20 protein-coding genes and 1 tRNA gene are annotated in these 15652 nt (G+C 61.5%); 13 read left to right on the top strand and 8 right to left on the bottom strand.

What is annotated here, in order from left to right:
- The first annotated feature begins 145 nt into the window (after window positions 1-145).
- From VE26_RS00730 to VE26_RS00760, 7 genes are all read left to right on the top strand, one after another.
- On the top strand, window positions 146-577 hold the full coding sequence (locus VE26_RS00730; RefSeq protein ID WP_046103341.1) for a DUF2948 family protein: 432 nt from the start codon (window positions 146-148) through the stop codon (window positions 575-577).
- Between the two features lie 9 nt (window positions 578-586).
- Window positions 587-1879: a histidinol dehydrogenase gene (gene hisD, locus VE26_RS00735; RefSeq protein WP_046103342.1), complete on the top strand. Its 1293-nt coding sequence runs from the start codon at window positions 587-589 to the stop codon at window positions 1877-1879.
- A gap of 8 nt (window positions 1880-1887) precedes the next feature.
- Window positions 1888-2847 carry a UPF0262 family protein gene (locus tag VE26_RS17975; protein ID WP_160297770.1) on the top strand — a complete coding sequence of 320 codons (960 nt, stop codon included), beginning with the start codon at window positions 1888-1890 and terminating at the stop codon, window positions 2845-2847.
- Window positions 2848-2923: 76 nt separating this feature from the next.
- Window positions 2924-3142, top strand: a complete 219-nt coding sequence (gene infA, locus VE26_RS00745) for a translation initiation factor IF-1 (RefSeq protein ID WP_046103343.1) — start codon at window positions 2924-2926, stop codon at window positions 3140-3142.
- A 105-nt stretch (window positions 3143-3247) separates the two neighbouring features.
- Window positions 3248-3886 (top strand): Maf-like protein, encoded by a 639-nt coding sequence (locus VE26_RS00750; protein ID WP_046103344.1) that lies wholly within the window; start codon window positions 3248-3250, stop codon window positions 3884-3886.
- The gene (gene yacG / locus VE26_RS00755) at window positions 3886-4059 is read left to right on the top strand and encodes a DNA gyrase inhibitor YacG (protein ID WP_046103345.1); all 174 of its coding nucleotides are present in this window, start codon (window positions 3886-3888) and stop codon (window positions 4057-4059) included. The genes VE26_RS00750 and yacG overlap by 1 nt, the downstream gene beginning before the upstream one ends.
- A 137-nt stretch (window positions 4060-4196) precedes the next feature.
- Window positions 4197-4272: transfer RNA gene (locus VE26_RS00760), tRNA-Phe, on the top strand.
- 108 nt (window positions 4273-4380) lie between these two features.
- Here VE26_RS00760 and VE26_RS00765 read toward each other — a convergent pair.
- Window positions 4381-4704 carry a hypothetical protein gene (locus tag VE26_RS00765; protein ID WP_152658658.1) on the bottom strand — a complete coding sequence of 108 codons (324 nt, stop codon included), beginning with the start codon at window positions 4702-4704 and terminating at the stop codon, window positions 4381-4383.
- 319 nt (window positions 4705-5023) lie between these two features.
- Between VE26_RS00765 and VE26_RS00775 the strand changes: the two genes are divergently transcribed.
- On the top strand, window positions 5024-5497 hold the full coding sequence (locus VE26_RS00775) for an antitoxin YezG family protein (RefSeq protein WP_046103348.1): 474 nt from the start codon (window positions 5024-5026) through the stop codon (window positions 5495-5497).
- Between the two features lie 26 nt (window positions 5498-5523).
- On the opposite strand, the gene VE26_RS00780 is transcribed toward VE26_RS00775, so the two are convergent.
- The 4 genes from VE26_RS00780 to VE26_RS00795 are packed head-to-tail and all read right to left on the bottom strand — an operon-like array spanning window position 5524 to window position 7902.
- Window positions 5524-6258 carry a hypothetical protein gene (locus tag VE26_RS00780; protein ID WP_046103349.1) on the bottom strand — a complete coding sequence of 245 codons (735 nt, stop codon included), beginning with the start codon at window positions 6256-6258 and terminating at the stop codon, window positions 5524-5526.
- Entirely contained in the window at window positions 6255-7013 is a 759-nt protein-coding gene (locus VE26_RS00785; protein WP_244465598.1) for an RNA polymerase sigma factor, read from the bottom strand. The genes VE26_RS00780 and VE26_RS00785 overlap by 4 nt, the downstream gene beginning before the upstream one ends.
- Window positions 7014-7028: 15 nt before the next feature.
- Complete coding sequence (locus VE26_RS00790) at window positions 7029-7328, bottom strand: hypothetical protein (protein ID WP_152658660.1); 300 nt, start codon at window positions 7326-7328, stop codon at window positions 7029-7031.
- A 49-nt stretch (window positions 7329-7377) separates the two neighbouring features.
- Window positions 7378-7902, bottom strand: a complete 525-nt coding sequence (locus tag VE26_RS00795) for a hypothetical protein (RefSeq protein WP_152658661.1) — start codon at window positions 7900-7902, stop codon at window positions 7378-7380.
- Between the two features lie 149 nt (window positions 7903-8051).
- Here VE26_RS00795 and VE26_RS00800 point away from each other — a divergent pair, with 149 nt between their 5' ends.
- Together VE26_RS00800 and VE26_RS00805 are read left to right on the top strand one after the other, a co-directional pair.
- Window positions 8052-9170 carry a hypothetical protein gene (locus VE26_RS00800; protein WP_046103353.1) on the top strand — a complete coding sequence of 373 codons (1119 nt, stop codon included), beginning with the start codon at window positions 8052-8054 and terminating at the stop codon, window positions 9168-9170.
- A 58-nt stretch (window positions 9171-9228) separates the two neighbouring features.
- Complete coding sequence (locus VE26_RS00805) at window positions 9229-10818, top strand: hypothetical protein (RefSeq protein ID WP_052715573.1); 1590 nt, start codon at window positions 9229-9231, stop codon at window positions 10816-10818.
- Here the strand turns inward: VE26_RS00805 and VE26_RS00810 are convergent.
- Both VE26_RS00810 and VE26_RS00815 read right to left on the bottom strand, forming a co-directional pair.
- Window positions 10815-11282, bottom strand: a complete 468-nt coding sequence (locus VE26_RS00810; RefSeq protein WP_152658662.1) for a hypothetical protein — start codon at window positions 11280-11282, stop codon at window positions 10815-10817. The two genes, VE26_RS00805 and VE26_RS00810, sit on opposite strands and share 4 nt — an antisense overlap.
- A 30-nt stretch (window positions 11283-11312) precedes the next feature.
- Window positions 11313-11900, bottom strand: a complete 588-nt coding sequence (locus tag VE26_RS00815) for a hypothetical protein (RefSeq protein ID WP_046103355.1) — start codon at window positions 11898-11900, stop codon at window positions 11313-11315.
- Between the two features lie 82 nt (window positions 11901-11982).
- Between VE26_RS00815 and VE26_RS00820 the strand changes: the two genes are divergently transcribed.
- Window positions 11983-12660, top strand: coding sequence for a hypothetical protein (locus VE26_RS00820; protein WP_046103356.1), 678 nt, complete (start codon window positions 11983-11985; stop codon window positions 12658-12660).
- Window positions 12661-12882: 222 nt separating this feature from the next.
- Here the strand turns inward: VE26_RS00820 and VE26_RS17980 are convergent, their stop codons facing one another.
- Window positions 12883-13047, bottom strand: a complete 165-nt coding sequence (locus VE26_RS17980; protein WP_160297771.1) for a hypothetical protein — start codon at window positions 13045-13047, stop codon at window positions 12883-12885.
- Window positions 13048-13269: 222 nt separating this feature from the next.
- On the opposite strand from VE26_RS17980, the gene uxaC reads away from it, so the two are divergent.
- Together uxaC and VE26_RS00830 are read left to right on the top strand one after the other, a co-directional pair.
- The gene (gene uxaC / locus VE26_RS00825) at window positions 13270-14688 is read left to right on the top strand and encodes a glucuronate isomerase (RefSeq protein WP_046103357.1); all 1419 of its coding nucleotides are present in this window, start codon (window positions 13270-13272) and stop codon (window positions 14686-14688) included.
- A 152-nt stretch (window positions 14689-14840) separates the two neighbouring features.
- Window positions 14841-15650 (top strand): aminoglycoside phosphotransferase family protein, encoded by an 810-nt coding sequence (locus VE26_RS00830; RefSeq protein ID WP_160297772.1) that lies wholly within the window; start codon window positions 14841-14843, stop codon window positions 15648-15650.
- Window positions 15651-15652: the final 2 nt, after the last annotated feature.

Genomic DNA, 15652 nt, shown 5'->3' on the forward strand with positions numbered 1-15652 from the left:
AGAGCCAAGCCCGCAGGGCGAGGCCGGCCACCGGCAATATGAAGGGCGTGGATGATGCCCTCATATTGCCCTGCCACGGCAAAACCTTGTAGATCGAACGGGCCGTGACCAGATAGGCTGCACCGCATCAACAGGGCCCCTGACCATGACCGATCTCAAGCTTATTGCGCTTGATAATGAAGATCTCGAAGTCGTCTCCGCCCATGTTCAGGACGCTGTCATCCGGGTTTCCGACATGGGCTATGCCCGAGGTGACCGGCGCTTCGCCCTGCTCATGAACAGGTTCGACTGGACCAGCGATCAAAAACGCGCAAAGGGTCTGCGAAAGCGCGCGGCGCTGCATTTCGACGGCGTGACCCACGCGGCCTATGCCGGTTTCGATCCGGCTGCCCCCGAAGGTGTGCTCGAACTGCTGGCGATCCAGTTCCAGCCCACCAGCGCACCCTCGGGCATCGTGGAACTCCGCTTTGCCGGCGGCGGCACGGTGCGCCTGAGTGTCGACTATCTTGAAGCGCGCCTTGCCGATCTTGGGGCGGCCTGGGCCGCCTCTGCCAAGCCCGCCCACGCTCTCGACTGAAAGACGTCCATGCCCCTTCGCCTCCACAGCGCCCAGTCCGACTTCGAAGATCGCTTCTCCGACCTGCTCGGCGGCAAGCGTGAATCGAGCCAGGACGTCAATGATGCCGTCACTGCAATCATCGCCGACGTGCGGCGTCGCGGCGACGATGCGCTGGTTGAGTTGACCAACAAGTTCGATCGCGCTGGGGTCGCGGCGGATGGTCTGGCCTTCGGCGCTGAGGAGATCGCAAAGGCTGCCGCAACAGTGCCCAATGAGGTGCGCGAGGCCCTGCAGACCGCCCATGACCGCATCAAGTCGCATCACGAAAAGCAAAAACCCCAGGATCAAGTTTATACCGACGCGCTGGGGGTGACCCTGGGCAGCCGCTGGACGGCGGTGGATGCGGTCGGCATCTACGTCCCCGGCGGCCTTGCCTCATACCCATCCTCGGTTCTGATGAATGCCGTTCCGGCGCGGGTGGCAGGCGTTTCGCGCATCGCCATGGTGGTGCCGACGCCCAATGGTGAGATCAATCCCGCCATTCTGGCCGCCGCCGAAATCGCCGGGGTGACCGAGATCTATCGCATCGGCGGCGCCCAGGCCGTCGCGGCCCTGGCCTATGGCACCAAGACCATCCGCCGCGTCGATAAGGTCGTGGGACCCGGTAATGCCTATGTGGCCACAGCAAAGCGCCAGGTATTCGGCCAGGTGGGCATCGACATGATTGCCGGCCCGTCCGAAGTCCTGGTCATTGCCGATGCGTCGGCTAACCCGGCATGGGTTGCTGCCGATCTCATCGCGCAGGCCGAGCATGGCGCCGGGGCGCAATCCATTCTGGTCACCACCGACGCCCGACTGGCTGACGCCGTGGAGGCTGAAGTCGACCGGCAGCTGGCGCTCCTGCCAAAGCAGGCCTTGGCCCGTGAGGGTTGGGACACGTTCGGCGCCATTATCGAAGTGGCCTCGCTTGAGCAGGCCGCCGAACTGGCCAATCGTATCGCGTCCGAACATGTCGAACTGGCGCTCGATGATCCGGATGCCCTGGTGCCGGCGATCCGCCATGCCGGGGCGATCTTTCTTGGGCACCACACCCCGGAAGCCATCGGCGACTATGTCGGCGGCTCCAACCATGTGTTGCCGACGGCGCGTTCGGCCCGCTTCGCCTCTGGTCTTGGCGTGCTCGATTTCATGAAGCGCACCTCGCTTCTGGGTTGCACACCATCCGCGCTCTCGGCGCTGTCCAGCGCTGCCGTGACCATAGCCGGGGTCGAGGACCTCGATGGGCACGGACGCTCCATCTCGATCCGGTTGAACTCTTGAGCATTTCCATGGGCACAGAGCAGGTGGCCGCCAGCACGAACAGGCTGACCACGGTGACGCTCGACCCCAACACCATCACTTCGATCAATCCTGACGAGGTGCACGAATGGCGTATCGCCGTTTACGATCTGCTCGAGGACAACAGCTTCCGGCCTGCCCGCGTCAAGGCGGAAGGGCCCTATGCATTGCATATGTCGATCGTGGGCAATTACATCCTGCTCGATGTTCGCAATCCCGAAACGTTCCAGCCTATCGCGGCGCATTATCTGTCGCTGACCCCATTCCGCCGCTTGATCCGGGATTATTTCCGCATTCGCGAGGCCTATTACGAGGCGATAAAATCGGCGCAGCCGTTCCAGATCGAGACCGTCGACATGGCGCGGCGCGGCATGCACAACGAAGCGGCTGAACTGCTGCGGACGCGCCTGACCAACAAGCTGATCATCGATCTCAACACCGCCCGGCGGCTCTTCACCCTGATCTGTGCCGTGCAGCCCTATGCGAGCCGCATCGATGAGGCCACCAGCCAATTGCCGACGGTGCTGTTCGTCTGTTCGATGAACTCGGTGCGCTCACCCATCGCCGCTGCCTTGGCACGCCAGGCCTTTCCCGGCCGGATCATCACCCGCTCCGTGGGTGTCAACGGCGGCAAGGCCGATGCTTTCGTGCACCAGGTCATGGAGGAGGTCGGCATTGATATGAGCGTGCACACGCCCCATATCCTGGATGAGCTTGTCGCCAACCATTTCGATCTCGTCATCACGCTTTCCGACGACGCGCCAGATGCGGTTCGCCGCAAGGGCCTTGAAGCGGGCACTATCGAGCAATGGCGAGTTGAAGACCCCTCGCTGGTGGAGGGCAGCCGAGACCTCGTGCTCGACGCTTACCGTGCCCTGCGGGACAGTTTGCGGCGGCGTGTGCGCGAGCGATTGGAGCCTCTCGTTTCCGGTGGTTCACAAAACCTTTGAATTGAAGTAGGTTCCGCCCGATTTTGCGGCCCCGGCCAGCCACCAATGGCGCATGGGGGCCTTCTCAGGAGAAAGTATGGCCAAGGAAGAAGTGCTCGAATTTCCGGGCGTGGTCACCGAATTGCTTCCCAACGCGACGTTTCGCGTGAAGCTCGAAAACGATCATGAAATCATTGCCCACACGGCCGGGCGCATGCGCAAGAACCGTATTCGGGTTCTGGCTGGCGATAAGGTCCTGTGCGAGATGACCCCTTATGACCTCACCAAGGGTCGTATCACTTATCGCTTCAAGTAAGTTGCGACCACCTCGGTGGCGGAAACGATCCGGCGGATCGTTTCGAGCACCGAGTGCCCTGAGCCATGCGAAGGGCCCAGCCTGTCAACGGAGCTCGATTACAGTATGGCCGGCCGTTCCGACCTGATTCTGGCCTCTGCCTCGCCGCGCCGCCTCGCGCTGCTGAACCAGATCGGCATCGAGCCCGAGCATCTGGTGCCCGCGCATGTCGACGAGACCCCTGAAAAGGGCGAATTGCCGCGCAAGCTGGCGCAGCGCCTCGCCGATCTCAAGGCCATTACCGCCCAGCATAAGGCGCGACTGGCCGGGTTTGGTGACAACGCCCTGGTTTTGGCGGCCGATACGGTCGTGGCGGTCGGGCGTCGGGTTCTGCCAAAGGCCGAGACCATGGAAGAGGCCAGCGAGTGTCTCCACCTGCTGTCCGGCCGGGCGCACCGTGTCTATACCGGCATGACGCTGATCACCCCATCGGGCTCCCGGCGGCATCGACTGGTTGAAACCCGCATTCGCTTCAAGCGTCTTTCCGCAAAGGACATGGAGGCCTATCTCGCCAGCGCCGAATGGCGGGGCAAGGCCGGAGGTTATGCCATCCAGGGTATAGCCGGTGCTTTCGTGGTCAAGCTCGTCGGGTCCTATTCCGGCGTGGTCGGGCTGCCTTTGCATGAAACGGCGCAGCTCCTGGCGGGGGAGGGGTACCCCATCCATTTCAACTGGTTGAACCAATCCAGTCTGTCGGGCGTGTGATGGCCGATATTGCCGAGAAGAAATGCCCCATTTGCGGCAAGCCCGCTGCCGAGGGGCTTAGGCCGTTTTGCTCGAAGCGATGCGCCGATGTGGACCTCAATCGCTGGTTGAGCGGCTCCTACGCCATTCCGGCACGCGACGACGAGCCGCCTGTCGAGCAAGACGAGGACTAGCCGCCTTCCTTCGACCAAATCCGCAGGATGCAGGCGGCATGCAGCGGGATTGTCCACAGGACGTTTTCGCGCTTGCGCGGGAAAAATCGTTCCCCTATAAGGCGCGTGGCTCGCGGCAATAGCTGCATCGGCCTGATGCCCAGATAGCTCAGTTGGTAGAGCAGCGGATTGAAAATCCGCGTGTCGCTGGTTCGATTCCGGCTCTGGGCACCACCACTTCATCCCGATACATGAATGCCTTGCCCGCAACGAGCAAGATGTGTGCCCGCCGGACGCGCCGACGCTGTCCTGTGTGACCGGGGCCGGCTTGCCGGATTGTCCCTAGAGCGCGGTGGACTGCAAATAGGCTTGAAGCTGGACCAGGGAATAGGTCATGGCGGCGGCAAAGAGCAGCAGGCTCACCCAGACCAGTTGTGCAAAGATGCGGCCAAGCGACCAGCGTTGCCATCGGCAGATCAACCAGGCGACAATCAGCACCTGATAGGCCGCCGGATAGAGAAACAGCGCCAGGACCCCCACTGTGTAGCCCCTGGACCCTGCCTCTCCGTCTATGGCAGATGCGCCCATGATCCAGGGCAATAGCACCAGGGCAGCGCCAATGGCGACGATCAGGGGCACTCCATGGATGACGATACCACGCCACATCCGCTCGATCCTCTCCTGCTTTCCGTCGCGCCGGGTTCCGACACAACCGATTGGGCGGCTAAAAACGTGAGGCGGATTTGCCTCTCCTGCAATGAGACGTCTGCCGATCCGCAAACATTGGTCGGCGCAAATAGCGTTTTGCAGCCTGACGCATTGAATGCAACCCAGTCGCCAATCAGGAAAGGGTGGCCGTGCACCAAGGTCCAAGGGACCATCGGCGTCTTATAGGCACATGCGACGAGCACAACCAACACGATGTCGAGGCCCAGCAGCGTTGGGGCGCAGCCCTTCAAGTCTTCGGCCAAAGTCCCAAGGAGCAATGAGCCAGATGTTCAAACGCCTTTTCTCCCGCTTCGAAAAACGCCGGTCCGGTCCAAATCTGCCTGCCCTTCAGGCCGAAATTGTGCGCCGGCTTGCCAATGATGTCACCGATCTCCACGAGGGCAGCTGGGAGGGCCGCGAATGGGTCTACCTGGCGTTGAACCACGAAGTCCTGATTGAAGAGGGTCGCCGCAGCAGCAGTCAGGCTGTGGTGCTCGCGCATTTGCCGGGAGCAGAGCTGGAAAGCCTGGGTTTCCGTCTTAGTCGAGAAAGCAAGGAGGCCTTGCTGGCCTTGCGCGATGCCATGGCGGACGATGGTGCGGAGCCCTGGACGGTGCTCGATCTCACCGTGGAGCGCAGCGGTCACTATGAGTTCTCGTTCGGCTATGGGCCGCCCCCCAGGCTTAATGGCGACCTTCTCCATAGCCCGTTGCAAGGTCTTCTCGGTCGCTATCACGCCGCGAGAACGTAAGCGAGGGTTCCAGCTCGCGAGGGCTCTTATTCGGCCAGAAGACGGCGCTCGACTTCTGCCCGGTCCGTGGCGTCAGATACGATTTCTGACAGGTCCGGGTCCCTGGCATACGCGCCCACGAGCGGGCTATAGACTCGCCAGAACCGCGTTTCGTCGACCCGCATCCGCAGGGCGATGAGATCCATGTCCGTCAATCGGGCCGCCTCCAGTAACTCCAGCTCTTCTCCCGTCAGCACGACCTGGCTGTCGATGATTGGCTCGCCAGGGGCATCGGCAAGGTAAAATTCTGTAAGCGTCGGCGCCATGCGCATGCCGATACGCACCCCTTCGCCCTCGAAAACCGATACTATGACCGGCGCTGCCGTTGTGGGTGCTTGCCCAGGTCCTGGCTGAACGCCCATGCGTATGGTACCGTCAGCGCTTTCAGACCGCTCTGGACTGCGCGACACCGTCGGGGATGTCACGCTGGGTGCGTCGGCCACCTGCGAGGCGTCGGCAGGGGCCTCGGGAGAGGTGTTGATCAGCCCGGGGGCAACGACAAGTGCGGCGACCAGCGCCACCGCACCAGCACCGGCAGGCACCAGCCATCTCCCAGACTGGCTAAGCCAGCCCAGAACCGGACTGGTCTTGGTCTTTCGCCTCGCGGCGTTGCGAATAAAGGCATCACGGCTTTGGGCAATAACGGCGTTCATGATGACCGGATCGGGCTCTGGACCGGTCACCTGGTGCAGCCGTTCGAAGGGGTCGCGATCCTGGCTCATAGCAAGTCCTTGAGCGACTTTCGCGCATTGTGGATGTGCCAGGACACGGTCACTTCCTTGCATCCCATGATGGCTGCTGCTTCCGCTTGAGAAAGTTGTTCGCCGAAGACCAGCAGCACCGCGTCACGCTGCTTTTCGGGCAATTGTCGCACGATACGCCAGATATCGTTGACACGCAGTTGGTCTTCCTGATCAGGCGCGATCTCTTCCCGCACAACCGCCGACACGGCGTCGATCCGTCGGCTCTGCCGCTTCTGGCTGCGTTGCAGATCACGAACGGCATTGAGCGTCACGCTATAGAGCCAGCTGGTAAACTTAGAGCGCCCGTCGAAATGGACCATCGCATCGGCCAGACGCATGCAGACCGATTGGGTCACATCCTCAGCGTCGCTCCGGTGGCCAAGCCAGCGGAAGGCGGTCTTGTAGATGAAGCGATAATGCTCGGCAATCAGCCTCTCGAAGGCCGCAGGATCGCCTGCCTTGACCCTCCTGATGAGTTGGTCGGTCGCATCCGACGCTCCGGAAGTGTTACCGTCAACAAATCGCACCCTGCCAACAACTCCCCAATTGCCCTTGGCATCAATGCCGGAGAGACCAAAAGGTTGTGTCCAAAGTGAGCGTTTTTCGTGTCGCCGGAAGGATTTGAGCGGCGGATGGGGAATCGTCGCCTCAATCATGAGGGGCGGATCGGCATGCTTCGCCCGTCCTGACCGATGGACGGGACGCCGGATTTTGTGTGCAAGCAAAAACGGCACGGCCAGATCGTGACATCAGGGGCAAGCTCCAAGAATGGCGTCGACCACCAATGTGGCGCCAATCATCTGGCCATCCACAAGCAGGCATCTGTCAGCGTGCCAGGCCTCCGAGATGCGTCGTGCATCGGCATTGCTGGCCTTTACCGCCGGCAAGTTCTGATCGCTCCATAGCAAGGCGGACGGGGTCGACCGGTCGCCTTCTGCCGGCGCGATACCGCGCCAGGGGCAGGGCGCCTGCACGCAAAAGATATTGGTCTGCCCCACGCGAAGCTGGCGCGATCCTGGATCGGCATCGGCGACGGTAGGTCCGGTCAAGAGCAACACAAACAGGCAGGCTGAAAAAGCTTGGCGCATGGTCATTGCTTCACCTGTTTTCGAGGCCATTGGCCTCACGTTGCTGGGGAATGATGTCTCGTTCGGCTTCGACAGTCTCAATCAGCCGTTCGAGCCCGTCCCGGACCTCCGTCAAGGCGGCGGCATGCTCGGTCTTGGAGGTGATGCTGTTGGGATTGGCGTCATCCCAATCCAGCGCCCAGCGCATCGCGGCCAGCCACTCGTCGACATCGCCGGCTATATATTCATTCACGGGCCGGCCGACCTGCTCGGTCAGCGCACTGAAGAGAATGGACTCGTCCCGGCCTTCTTCGCCGCCCACTGTGATAAGGAAGCGGTAGCGCAACTGGCCGGCATACATCCAGTTGGCTGCTTCCTGTCCTTCACCGGCAGCCAAGAGGCGCGCGGCGAGGACATAAAGCGCAGCAGGGTGCAGGCTGTCCGCCTGCGCCTCTATCTGATCGGTGGTCAGGTTTCCGAAACGCTCGGCATCTTGCGCGGGAACGGCAACGGCCATGCTGGTGACCAGGAACACGGAAAGCAACAATCGTTTCATGGCTTGGTCCTTCATTGAGTGCTGATAGGACGCTTCGGAGGCTGCCGACCTTGGTCGCTTCGTCAAGGACGCAAAGAAATATACCGCGTTGACCAAGGTCGGCGCCGGTCATGGCGTCAAACCATCAGACAAACACTCAGGAGAAACGCATGCGCCGCAGCGTCATAAGCCTCGGTCTGTTGTTGACCGCTTCAGCACCCGTCCTCGCTCAAGCCACTGACACGCTGCGCGATGGCCTGAACCATGTGCCCGCGACAGTTTTTGCTCAGTCGCATGGCGACATTGCCTATTTCGTCGATGTCGCCACTCTTGCGAACCTTGTCAGCGATGAAGGCGATGCAGGCCCGTTCCAAAGGGTTCTGTCGGGAGCCGATATCATTGCCCTGCAAAGTCTCTCGATGGCAGAGCCGAACGAATGGGAGGCGAAGGCCGGCACGCGGATCGATTCGCTGCTCTACTTTATCGGCTATGGGCGTGCGCCGGACAGTCAGACCCATTGGGGGCTTGTCGATGCGGCAGCTGCCTCGGACCTGGTCGACACCTTGAAGGCGTCGGGCTTTGCCGAAGCCGGGCCTACCGGTGTCGTCGGGAACGGCGAGCCACGCCGCTTCGACCCGAGCCTGCGCGATCCCGAGGACCCCTGGCGCACAAGTGTGGGCGCTGCGCAGTTCGCCGCCGCCAGCGGCACCAATGTCGTTCAAGCGCAGACCCCTCAGGCTGCCGCCCTGGCGGCAAGCGCGCAACCCAGCCTCGGAGAAAGTGCGATCATGCAGACTGCTCTGGCGGGTCTCGATCACGTTATCGGCGACGGCGTGGTGGCACAGGCCGTCGTCATTTCACCGTTGTTCGGCATGGCGGGTCTCGATCCGGCCGCATTCTTGTCGCCACAGGGGAATATCGAGGAAACCCGCAGACAGTTCGAAGCACAAATTGCAGAACTGGGGTCCGGCATACCCCCATATCTCGGAGGCATCGTCGCAGACCTCGATGATGATCGGCAGGGCGTGGCCATCGCGCTGGCCTATCCGGATTGCGATCTGGCGCAGCAAGCCGTCGACACTCTGTCCGAGCGCTGGAGCACGATGACCGGAGAAGAAGCGCAGGGCGAGACGATGGTAGACCGCGTCGAAGGCGTAGACGGCCTCTGCGCAGCAAGCTTCAGCGTGTTCGTCGAGGGCGAGGGCCAGGTGCAGAATCCCGCCTACAGAGCCGTGCTAGACACATACTTCCGCCAACAGGCCGGGGTGCTCAATATCGGCAAAAGCTGAGCCTGTGCGGTGGCCGCGCCGGCGTGGCCACCGCCTCCCTCAAGCCATGAGGCATGCCATGATGCGCTGGATCGCGATCGCTTCCATTGTCTTGCTGCCATCGGTTGCCTTGGGCGACGATGTCGAGGACCTACGCCTGCATATCGGAAAGAGCGTTGGCGCCTTCGAAGCGGCCGACCTTTATCGTGCCGAATGTACGGATCGTGACCCGGACAATGTGGCGCACCGCCGGGATATCCTTGCAGCGTGGCAGCACGATAACGACTTCGCAGATTACCAGCGGGTTATGGCTGGCATGCTCGGGCAATTCCCGGAGCTTGAAGCACAGTTCGGGCCGCAAAGAGCCAGTCTCGCTCGACAGATCGCGCGCGATCTCGATGCCCGTCCGGAACAATGCGCGGCATTTGCCGAATTGCTCGGGGATGACCAGTTCGACGTCAGGTCCAGCGTGCGGCGTCTGATGTCGCTTACTCGCACACTGGGCATAGACATCCCCGCCAGCCCCGAGATCATACCGGCAACCAAGACCCTTGAGGATACCGAGATACTCACACTTGCCGTTCTCTCCGGCCGCCTTGAGGCGAAAATGGCCGAGATTGGCAGCAAGCAGGGTGCACGGGAGATGCGGGGATTGAGAGCAGCGCGCGAAGAACATGCAGAGGCTTGGCTCGAGGCCGATGGCGTGCAGATCGTCTTCGGCCGGATCACGAGCGCCAAAGAATTGCGCGAGTGGCGCGGCGACCTGCAATCCTCTTTTGCCTTGCAGTGCAGTTCGTTCAGTGAGGAGGGGCACGAAGCGCGCATGGAAGCTTCGATCGGTCAGGATATGGTGGTCGTCGGCACGCCGCGTAGCCTGACCGACGGGACCGAGGGCGGGATCGTGCGTCTGGATCGCTGCAGTGTGTTTACGCTCGAAGAAACCGGCCGCCCCATGGTGTCAGAGGCGGACAATGCCGGCCTCATGATCCGCCCGCTCGAATTCGACGAAGCCTATGCAGGGCCTGGTGCCGGTATCGCCATGAGCGATGTCGACCGGGTCCTTTATGACGCGGAGTTCAGCAACCGCCTCGACGGCTTCGGAAATGGCTATGTCGATCGACGCGAGGACATTTACGTGCTGCTGCGGGACGGCAGCGCCTATCGGCATGAATGGAGTTTTCCATTCACGGATCTCGACGTCGAACGCTCCCGTCTGCGGGAGCCGGGCCGATGGTTCACCTGGCATGAGGACGGCAATGCGGTTCGCCTGACCGCGACCGGCGGCTGGCAGATGGGTGTCGACATCCTCGTCGAAGGCGCACAGCGTCTCGTCGGTTTCCCGCGACCCGCATTGTCAGGCACCTATTATTACCTCCAGGTCGGCATGGGCGGCACTCGCCAGGACAAGCGCTACGCCTTCTCCGCAGACAATACCCTTGTCTATTCGCGTGGCGGCTTCGTGGCCGGCAATGTGGGAACCAGCTACATCATCGTCAACGGCCCGGATGCGCCGGAGACCGAGGCTCGCTATCGCGTCGAGGATTTTGCCCTGGTCCTCGAGGTCGAGGGCGAGACAGAGCGCCATTTCCTAGCCGTGCCGGAAGCAGCGGGTGGCGACCTTCCCGACACGATCCTCATCGATGGCCAGGCCTATTGGCTCGATGACTAGCCGGCTGCTCCATATGAGAGGGCGCAGATGCCGATCGAAGGGGAGTTGGTCAGCCGGATAATGGTGTCGCCATCCGCCCAGTTATAGATAGCCGTAGCGCCGAAGCCGCTTTCATCGCCGGTGCCGTATTGCGCTTTCAGTGCCTCGGTGAGGGCGTCGCACTGCCCGATGTCTTCGGGACTGAAGGTAACAAATTGCAGGCTATCGCTGCCGTCGAACAGTAGAGCGGCTTCCCCGGTAATGCCGTCTACCGTATAGGGCATCTTGACCATTGGCATGTAGCTGGCGCCGTCATATTCGAATGTTTCACTCTGAGCAGGCTTATGGCTGCGAGCGGTATCGAGCACCGCGAGGGTCTCCTGGGGGGACATGCCCCAAGCCGTGCCTTCCCACTCGGCCTGAGCAGGAGCGGCGCCGAGGGCCAGCAAGGCCAGTGCTGCAATGGTCCGACATCTAGAAATCATTTCCAGTACCTTTCGTGAGTGAGGCGCACCCTATTCGACCTCCGGCATTTCGGCCGTGGTGAGCGCCAGAATGCGCTGGGTCTTGAAGTCGCCGAGGCCGCGCAGGAAGGTTTCGGCATCGTCGTTCCCATAGGCGCGGTCGCTGAGACCAAATAGCAAGACGCCATCTTCGCCCTCGAACTGCGCCTGCCCATAGCGATAGCCGTTCCATTCGATGATGTACTCGCCGGCATCGTCCTTGTCCGACAAGAGGAAATCGAGAACGATTTCGCCCCGTTCGGGATTGCTGAACATCGCCATATTCGCGATTGGGTCCGTCGCCTTGCGCTGGTTGATCATGTCGGTCTGTGCCGAAATCACTTCGGCCATCGGCAGGTCCGACGCCAGGAACTCGACGAGCACCATGGTCTCGTAAGCTTGCGCATCGGCCCCCGCTGGAATGTATTCCTGCTTGAAATAGCCCGGTTGGGGATTGGACGACCACGACAGCACGTAATCGTTCCCGCCGATCGAGATCGGGCCCGGCACGCCCAGATAGTCGGTGACTTCCTGGGCACCAGCTGGAGCCAACGACAATACGGTCAGCGCCACAACGGTGGCCAGGGGTTCGCGAAACATGGACAATCCTCTTGTTGCCTCAGCACCTTCTGATCATAGGACGCTGCCCGAGGTCACGACCTTGGTCCGGACGCTTTTTTGTTTGCCACATCGGTCCAGCGCCTCATGCTTCAACAAGATCGACCACGTCACCTCTTGGCAAGGGCTCGACAGGGGCGACGAAAAGCTATTTGTGGGCGGCATGGATGGCGATCGTCTTAGTCTTGAAACCCTGCGCCCGCTCTGGCCGGCGACGCTGGCGCTCATCGTGTTCTTGGTCATGGCGGGCATCGCCTTTTCACAGGCCGACAATGTCTCGATACCGCCCGCGCCTCAAACCTTGGTCCTAGAGCGCATCAGGATCGACGCGGTCCGACACACTCTGGAGCCTGCCGGTCCATCCGGCCCGCAATTGAGGACCAGTGTGCCTGTGCGCTTTGCAACATCGGAAGACTGGCCCGGTCTTGCCTTCCGGTTTTCCGGCGCTGCCGCCGCAATTTCTATCATCCCACCCGTGGTTTTCGATCTCTACCTGGCTTCGAGCCTGCAGGAGCAGGCCGAAAGGCACCGACGGTGGCCCAATGTCTATCCGGTGCTCGAAGCGTACGGCGTCGTTCAGGATGATCGAATTCTCCTCGACCCTGAAGAGGCCTATGCCGCCAAGACGGAGCAAAAGCGCCGTAGCACTTTACTCGGCTATGGATGCCTTGCCGCGGCTCTGCTGTCCTTGGTGCTGCTGGTTCAGAGGGCTCGCCGACTTTGGAGACAAATCGCGGGGTGACGGCCCTGGTCAACCGATCGAAAAAAGAAAAAGCCCGGATGCCGGGGAGGGACCGGGATCCGGGCTTGAGCGTCGATGGCGCGCAGCGGCTGCCGAGGGAGGGGACAGCGCCGCAGCGTCGGCCTCTATCGCGCTAGGGACGGGCAGTTGGGGGAAATGCCTCCGTCCTCGCGACTTTAGATAGGCCGCCTATGCGGTCATTCAAGGGCAGGGCTGTTCTGGTCAGAAAACCGTGATCAGCAAGGTTCCCGCCACTGAGACGATACCCAGTGTTGCCAAGCCCGCTGCCGCCAGCATCAGGCGGGCATGATGGGCATGGGCGCTGCGCCGCGCCAGGAGGCGTGCGGTTTCAAGAGTGCTGCTGTCATCGAGATCAATATGGGCCATGGCCGCCTCCACAGAAAAGCGTCCGGCATGTTCGCCGGTGTGCAATCGTGGGCAGCCGCCTTAACCAGGGCTGTTTCTCACCCGTTCGCAACGACGATAAGCCGGGCTGGGCTCTGCGCGAACTCCGACCTCGAAATGGAGTTAATTAATTTCAAATGCCGCTAAAAATGATCTTGTATGGAAGTTGTTGAAAGGCTTTGGCGAACATGGCACAAAGTGGCCATGACACAGCCTTCCCATCTGCACCCAGACCGTCTTTTCCCCGCCTCGGAGCCGTGCCGGTCGCTTGCGCGTGATCTCTATCCAGCGGTACGGGACCTGCCCATCGTCAGTCCGCACGGACACACCGATCCAGCCTGGTTCGCTGAAAACGGGCGGTTTGCCTCCCCCACCGCGCTCTTTCTGACGCCGGACCATTATGTGTTGCGCATGCTCAGGAGCCGCGGACTTTCCTATGATGCGCTGGGCATTCCGCGCAAGGATGGCAAGCCTGTGGAAGCCGATGGCCGCGCCGCATGGCGCCTGTATGCCGAGAACTACTATCTTTTCGCCGGTACGCCGTCCAAGACTTGGGTCGACCATTCGCTTCATGCGGTGTTTGGCATCACCGAAGAATTATCCGGTAAGACCGCCGATACCATTTACGATGCCATCGATGCTCGCCTGGCTGCGCCCGACCTTCTTCCCCGCGCCATTCTCGATCGGTTCGACGTCGAGGTCATCGCCACGACCGAGTTCGCGCTCGATCCGCTCGCCCATCACCAGAAAATGGATTCCGACGGCTATATCGGCCGCGTCCGGACAACCTATCGACCCGATGATGTCACCGATCCCAGCCGGCCCGCTATCGTCGAAAACCTGCATAAATTTGGTGCGCTGACCGGCGAGGACGTCACCAGATGGGATGGGCTCATCAACGCTCATCGCAAGCGGCGCGATTATTTCCGTCGCTTCGGTGCCGTGGCGACCGATCATGGCGTGCCGACAGCCAATACTGCCGATCTCCCTCTTGTCGAAAAACAGGCGCTGCTGGACAAAATTCTTTCCGGCCGGCACGACGCGGCAGATGCCGAACTCTTCCGTGCGCAGATGCTGACTGAAATGGCATTGCTCTCGGTGGAGGATGGCATGGTCATGCAGATCCATGCCGGCTCTCGCCGCAATACCGATCCGCTGCTGTTCTCGGAGCGCGGTCCCGACCTTGGGGCCGATATACCCGGGCCCACCGATTATGTAGGCGGGCTCAAGGCATTGCTGTCGCGCTGCGGCAACGAGCCCAATCTACGCCTCATCATGTTCGTGCTCGACGAAACCACCTATGCCCGCGAACTGGCGCCTATGGCCGGCTACTGGCCCAGCCTGATGATCGGTCCGCCCTGGTGGTTCCACGACAGCCCGCAAGGCATCCGCCGCTATCTGGATCAGGTGGTCGAAACCGCCGGCTTCTACAACCTGGCCGGGTTCAACGACGACACGCGTGCCCTTTTGTCCATTCCCGCCCGCCACGATGTCTGGCGTCGGGAAGTCTGCGGTTTCCTCGGGCGTTGGGTGGGCGAAAATCGGTTGAGCCGTTCATCCGCCGAAGAGATCGCCATTCATCTCAGCTATCAGGCGGCCAAGGATGCCTACCGGCTGCCGTAAGCCCAGTAAGGCGAAGTCTTTCAAGTCGCTCCGGAAGGACTTCGCCGTATTTCCATCACCTTTGCGCGCCACCGGTCGAATCCTTTCCCCGGTTCTGCTCTAATGGCGCAATGATGAATCAGTCTCCTGTCGAAACGGCCTTGAGCCGCGCCATGATCCGCTGGTCTCTGACCAAGTCCACGCCCGTCGCCGAAACGCCGCGCAGCTGGATCTACAAGGTGGAGCAGAATGGACGCAATTTCGGGGCGCTGAAAATTCTCAAGCCTCCCGTCTCGGAGGAGGAGGGCAGGGGCACTTCGCTCCTGCAATATTATTCGGGCGAAGGCGCGGCCACGGTCTTCGATACCTATGGCGATACGATCTTCATGGAATGGCTGGGCGGGCCCACGCTAGGCGAGCCGGCGCGCAATGGTCGCGACGAGGAAGCCACCCAGGCGCTGGCGGGCGTGGTTGCCAATCTCCATAGGCCGCGTCCCGACGTGCCCGAGGGCCTTTTGCCCCTTCGCCAGCGCTTCGAAGCCCTGTTCAGGACCGATATGCGCCTTTGGCCGCATACCGCCCGCGATCTTTATGCCCGTGCCTCTGGCATCGCGCTCAAGCTTTTCGACAAGCCGATGCCCGACATTCCCCTGCACGGCGATCTGCACCACGACAACATCGTCTCTTCCGACAGAGGCTGGTTGGCGATCGACCCCAAAGGGCTGATCGGGGATCCGCATTACGAGGTCGCCAATGCGTTCCGCAACCCAGCCGGATCCACCAAGCTCGCTGCCGACCCGCGCCGCATCACCGCTATGGCCGATCTGTTCGCGGCTCGCCTCGGCCTTAACCGCAAGCGCATTCTGGGTTTTGCCGCCGCCAATTCGGGTCTCAGCGCCTGCTGGAACCTGCAGTCAGGCGATTCCATAACTACCGATCTTGCGGTATTACCGCATTTGCTCAGTGCCTACGACCAGGCTTGATC

Origin of the sequence: Devosia chinhatensis (assembly GCF_000969445.1) — a bacterium.
GTDB lineage: Bacteria > Pseudomonadota > Alphaproteobacteria > Rhizobiales > Devosiaceae > Devosia > Devosia chinhatensis.

Excerpts from the sequence above, each read along its gene's own strand:
- VE26_RS00730 (WP_046103341.1), top strand. The coding sequence starts at position 146 with ATGACCGATCTCAAGCTTATTGCGCTTGATAATGAAGATCTCGAAGTC.
- hisD (WP_046103342.1), top strand. The coding sequence starts at position 587 with ATGCCCCTTCGCCTCCACAGCGCCCAGTCCGACTTCGAAGATCGCTTC.
- VE26_RS17975 (WP_160297770.1), top strand. The coding sequence starts at position 1,888 with ATGGGCACAGAGCAGGTGGCCGCCAGCACGAACAGGCTGACCACGGTG.
- infA (WP_046103343.1), top strand. The coding sequence starts at position 2,924 with ATGGCCAAGGAAGAAGTGCTCGAATTTCCGGGCGTGGTCACCGAATTG.
- VE26_RS00750 (WP_046103344.1), top strand. The coding sequence starts at position 3,248 with ATGGCCGGCCGTTCCGACCTGATTCTGGCCTCTGCCTCGCCGCGCCGC.
- yacG (WP_046103345.1), top strand. The coding sequence starts at position 3,886 with ATGGCCGATATTGCCGAGAAGAAATGCCCCATTTGCGGCAAGCCCGCT.
- VE26_RS00765 (WP_152658658.1), bottom strand. The coding sequence starts at position 4,704 with ATGTGGCGTGGTATCGTCATCCATGGAGTGCCCCTGATCGTCGCCATT.
- VE26_RS00775 (WP_046103348.1), top strand. The coding sequence starts at position 5,024 with ATGAGCCAGATGTTCAAACGCCTTTTCTCCCGCTTCGAAAAACGCCGG.
- VE26_RS00780 (WP_046103349.1), bottom strand. The coding sequence starts at position 6,258 with ATGAGCCAGGATCGCGACCCCTTCGAACGGCTGCACCAGGTGACCGGT.
- VE26_RS00795 (WP_152658661.1), bottom strand. The coding sequence starts at position 7,902 with ATGAAACGATTGTTGCTTTCCGTGTTCCTGGTCACCAGCATGGCCGTT.
- VE26_RS00800 (WP_046103353.1), top strand. The coding sequence starts at position 8,052 with ATGCGCCGCAGCGTCATAAGCCTCGGTCTGTTGTTGACCGCTTCAGCA.
- VE26_RS00805 (WP_052715573.1), top strand. The coding sequence starts at position 9,229 with ATGATGCGCTGGATCGCGATCGCTTCCATTGTCTTGCTGCCATCGGTT.
- VE26_RS00810 (WP_152658662.1), bottom strand. The coding sequence starts at position 11,282 with ATGATTTCTAGATGTCGGACCATTGCAGCACTGGCCTTGCTGGCCCTC.
- VE26_RS00815 (WP_046103355.1), bottom strand. The coding sequence starts at position 11,900 with ATGTTTCGCGAACCCCTGGCCACCGTTGTGGCGCTGACCGTATTGTCG.
- VE26_RS17980 (WP_160297771.1), bottom strand. The coding sequence starts at position 13,047 with ATGGCCCATATTGATCTCGATGACAGCAGCACTCTTGAAACCGCACGC.
- uxaC (WP_046103357.1), top strand. The coding sequence starts at position 13,270 with ATGACACAGCCTTCCCATCTGCACCCAGACCGTCTTTTCCCCGCCTCG.
- VE26_RS00830 (WP_160297772.1), top strand. The coding sequence starts at position 14,841 with ATGATCCGCTGGTCTCTGACCAAGTCCACGCCCGTCGCCGAAACGCCG.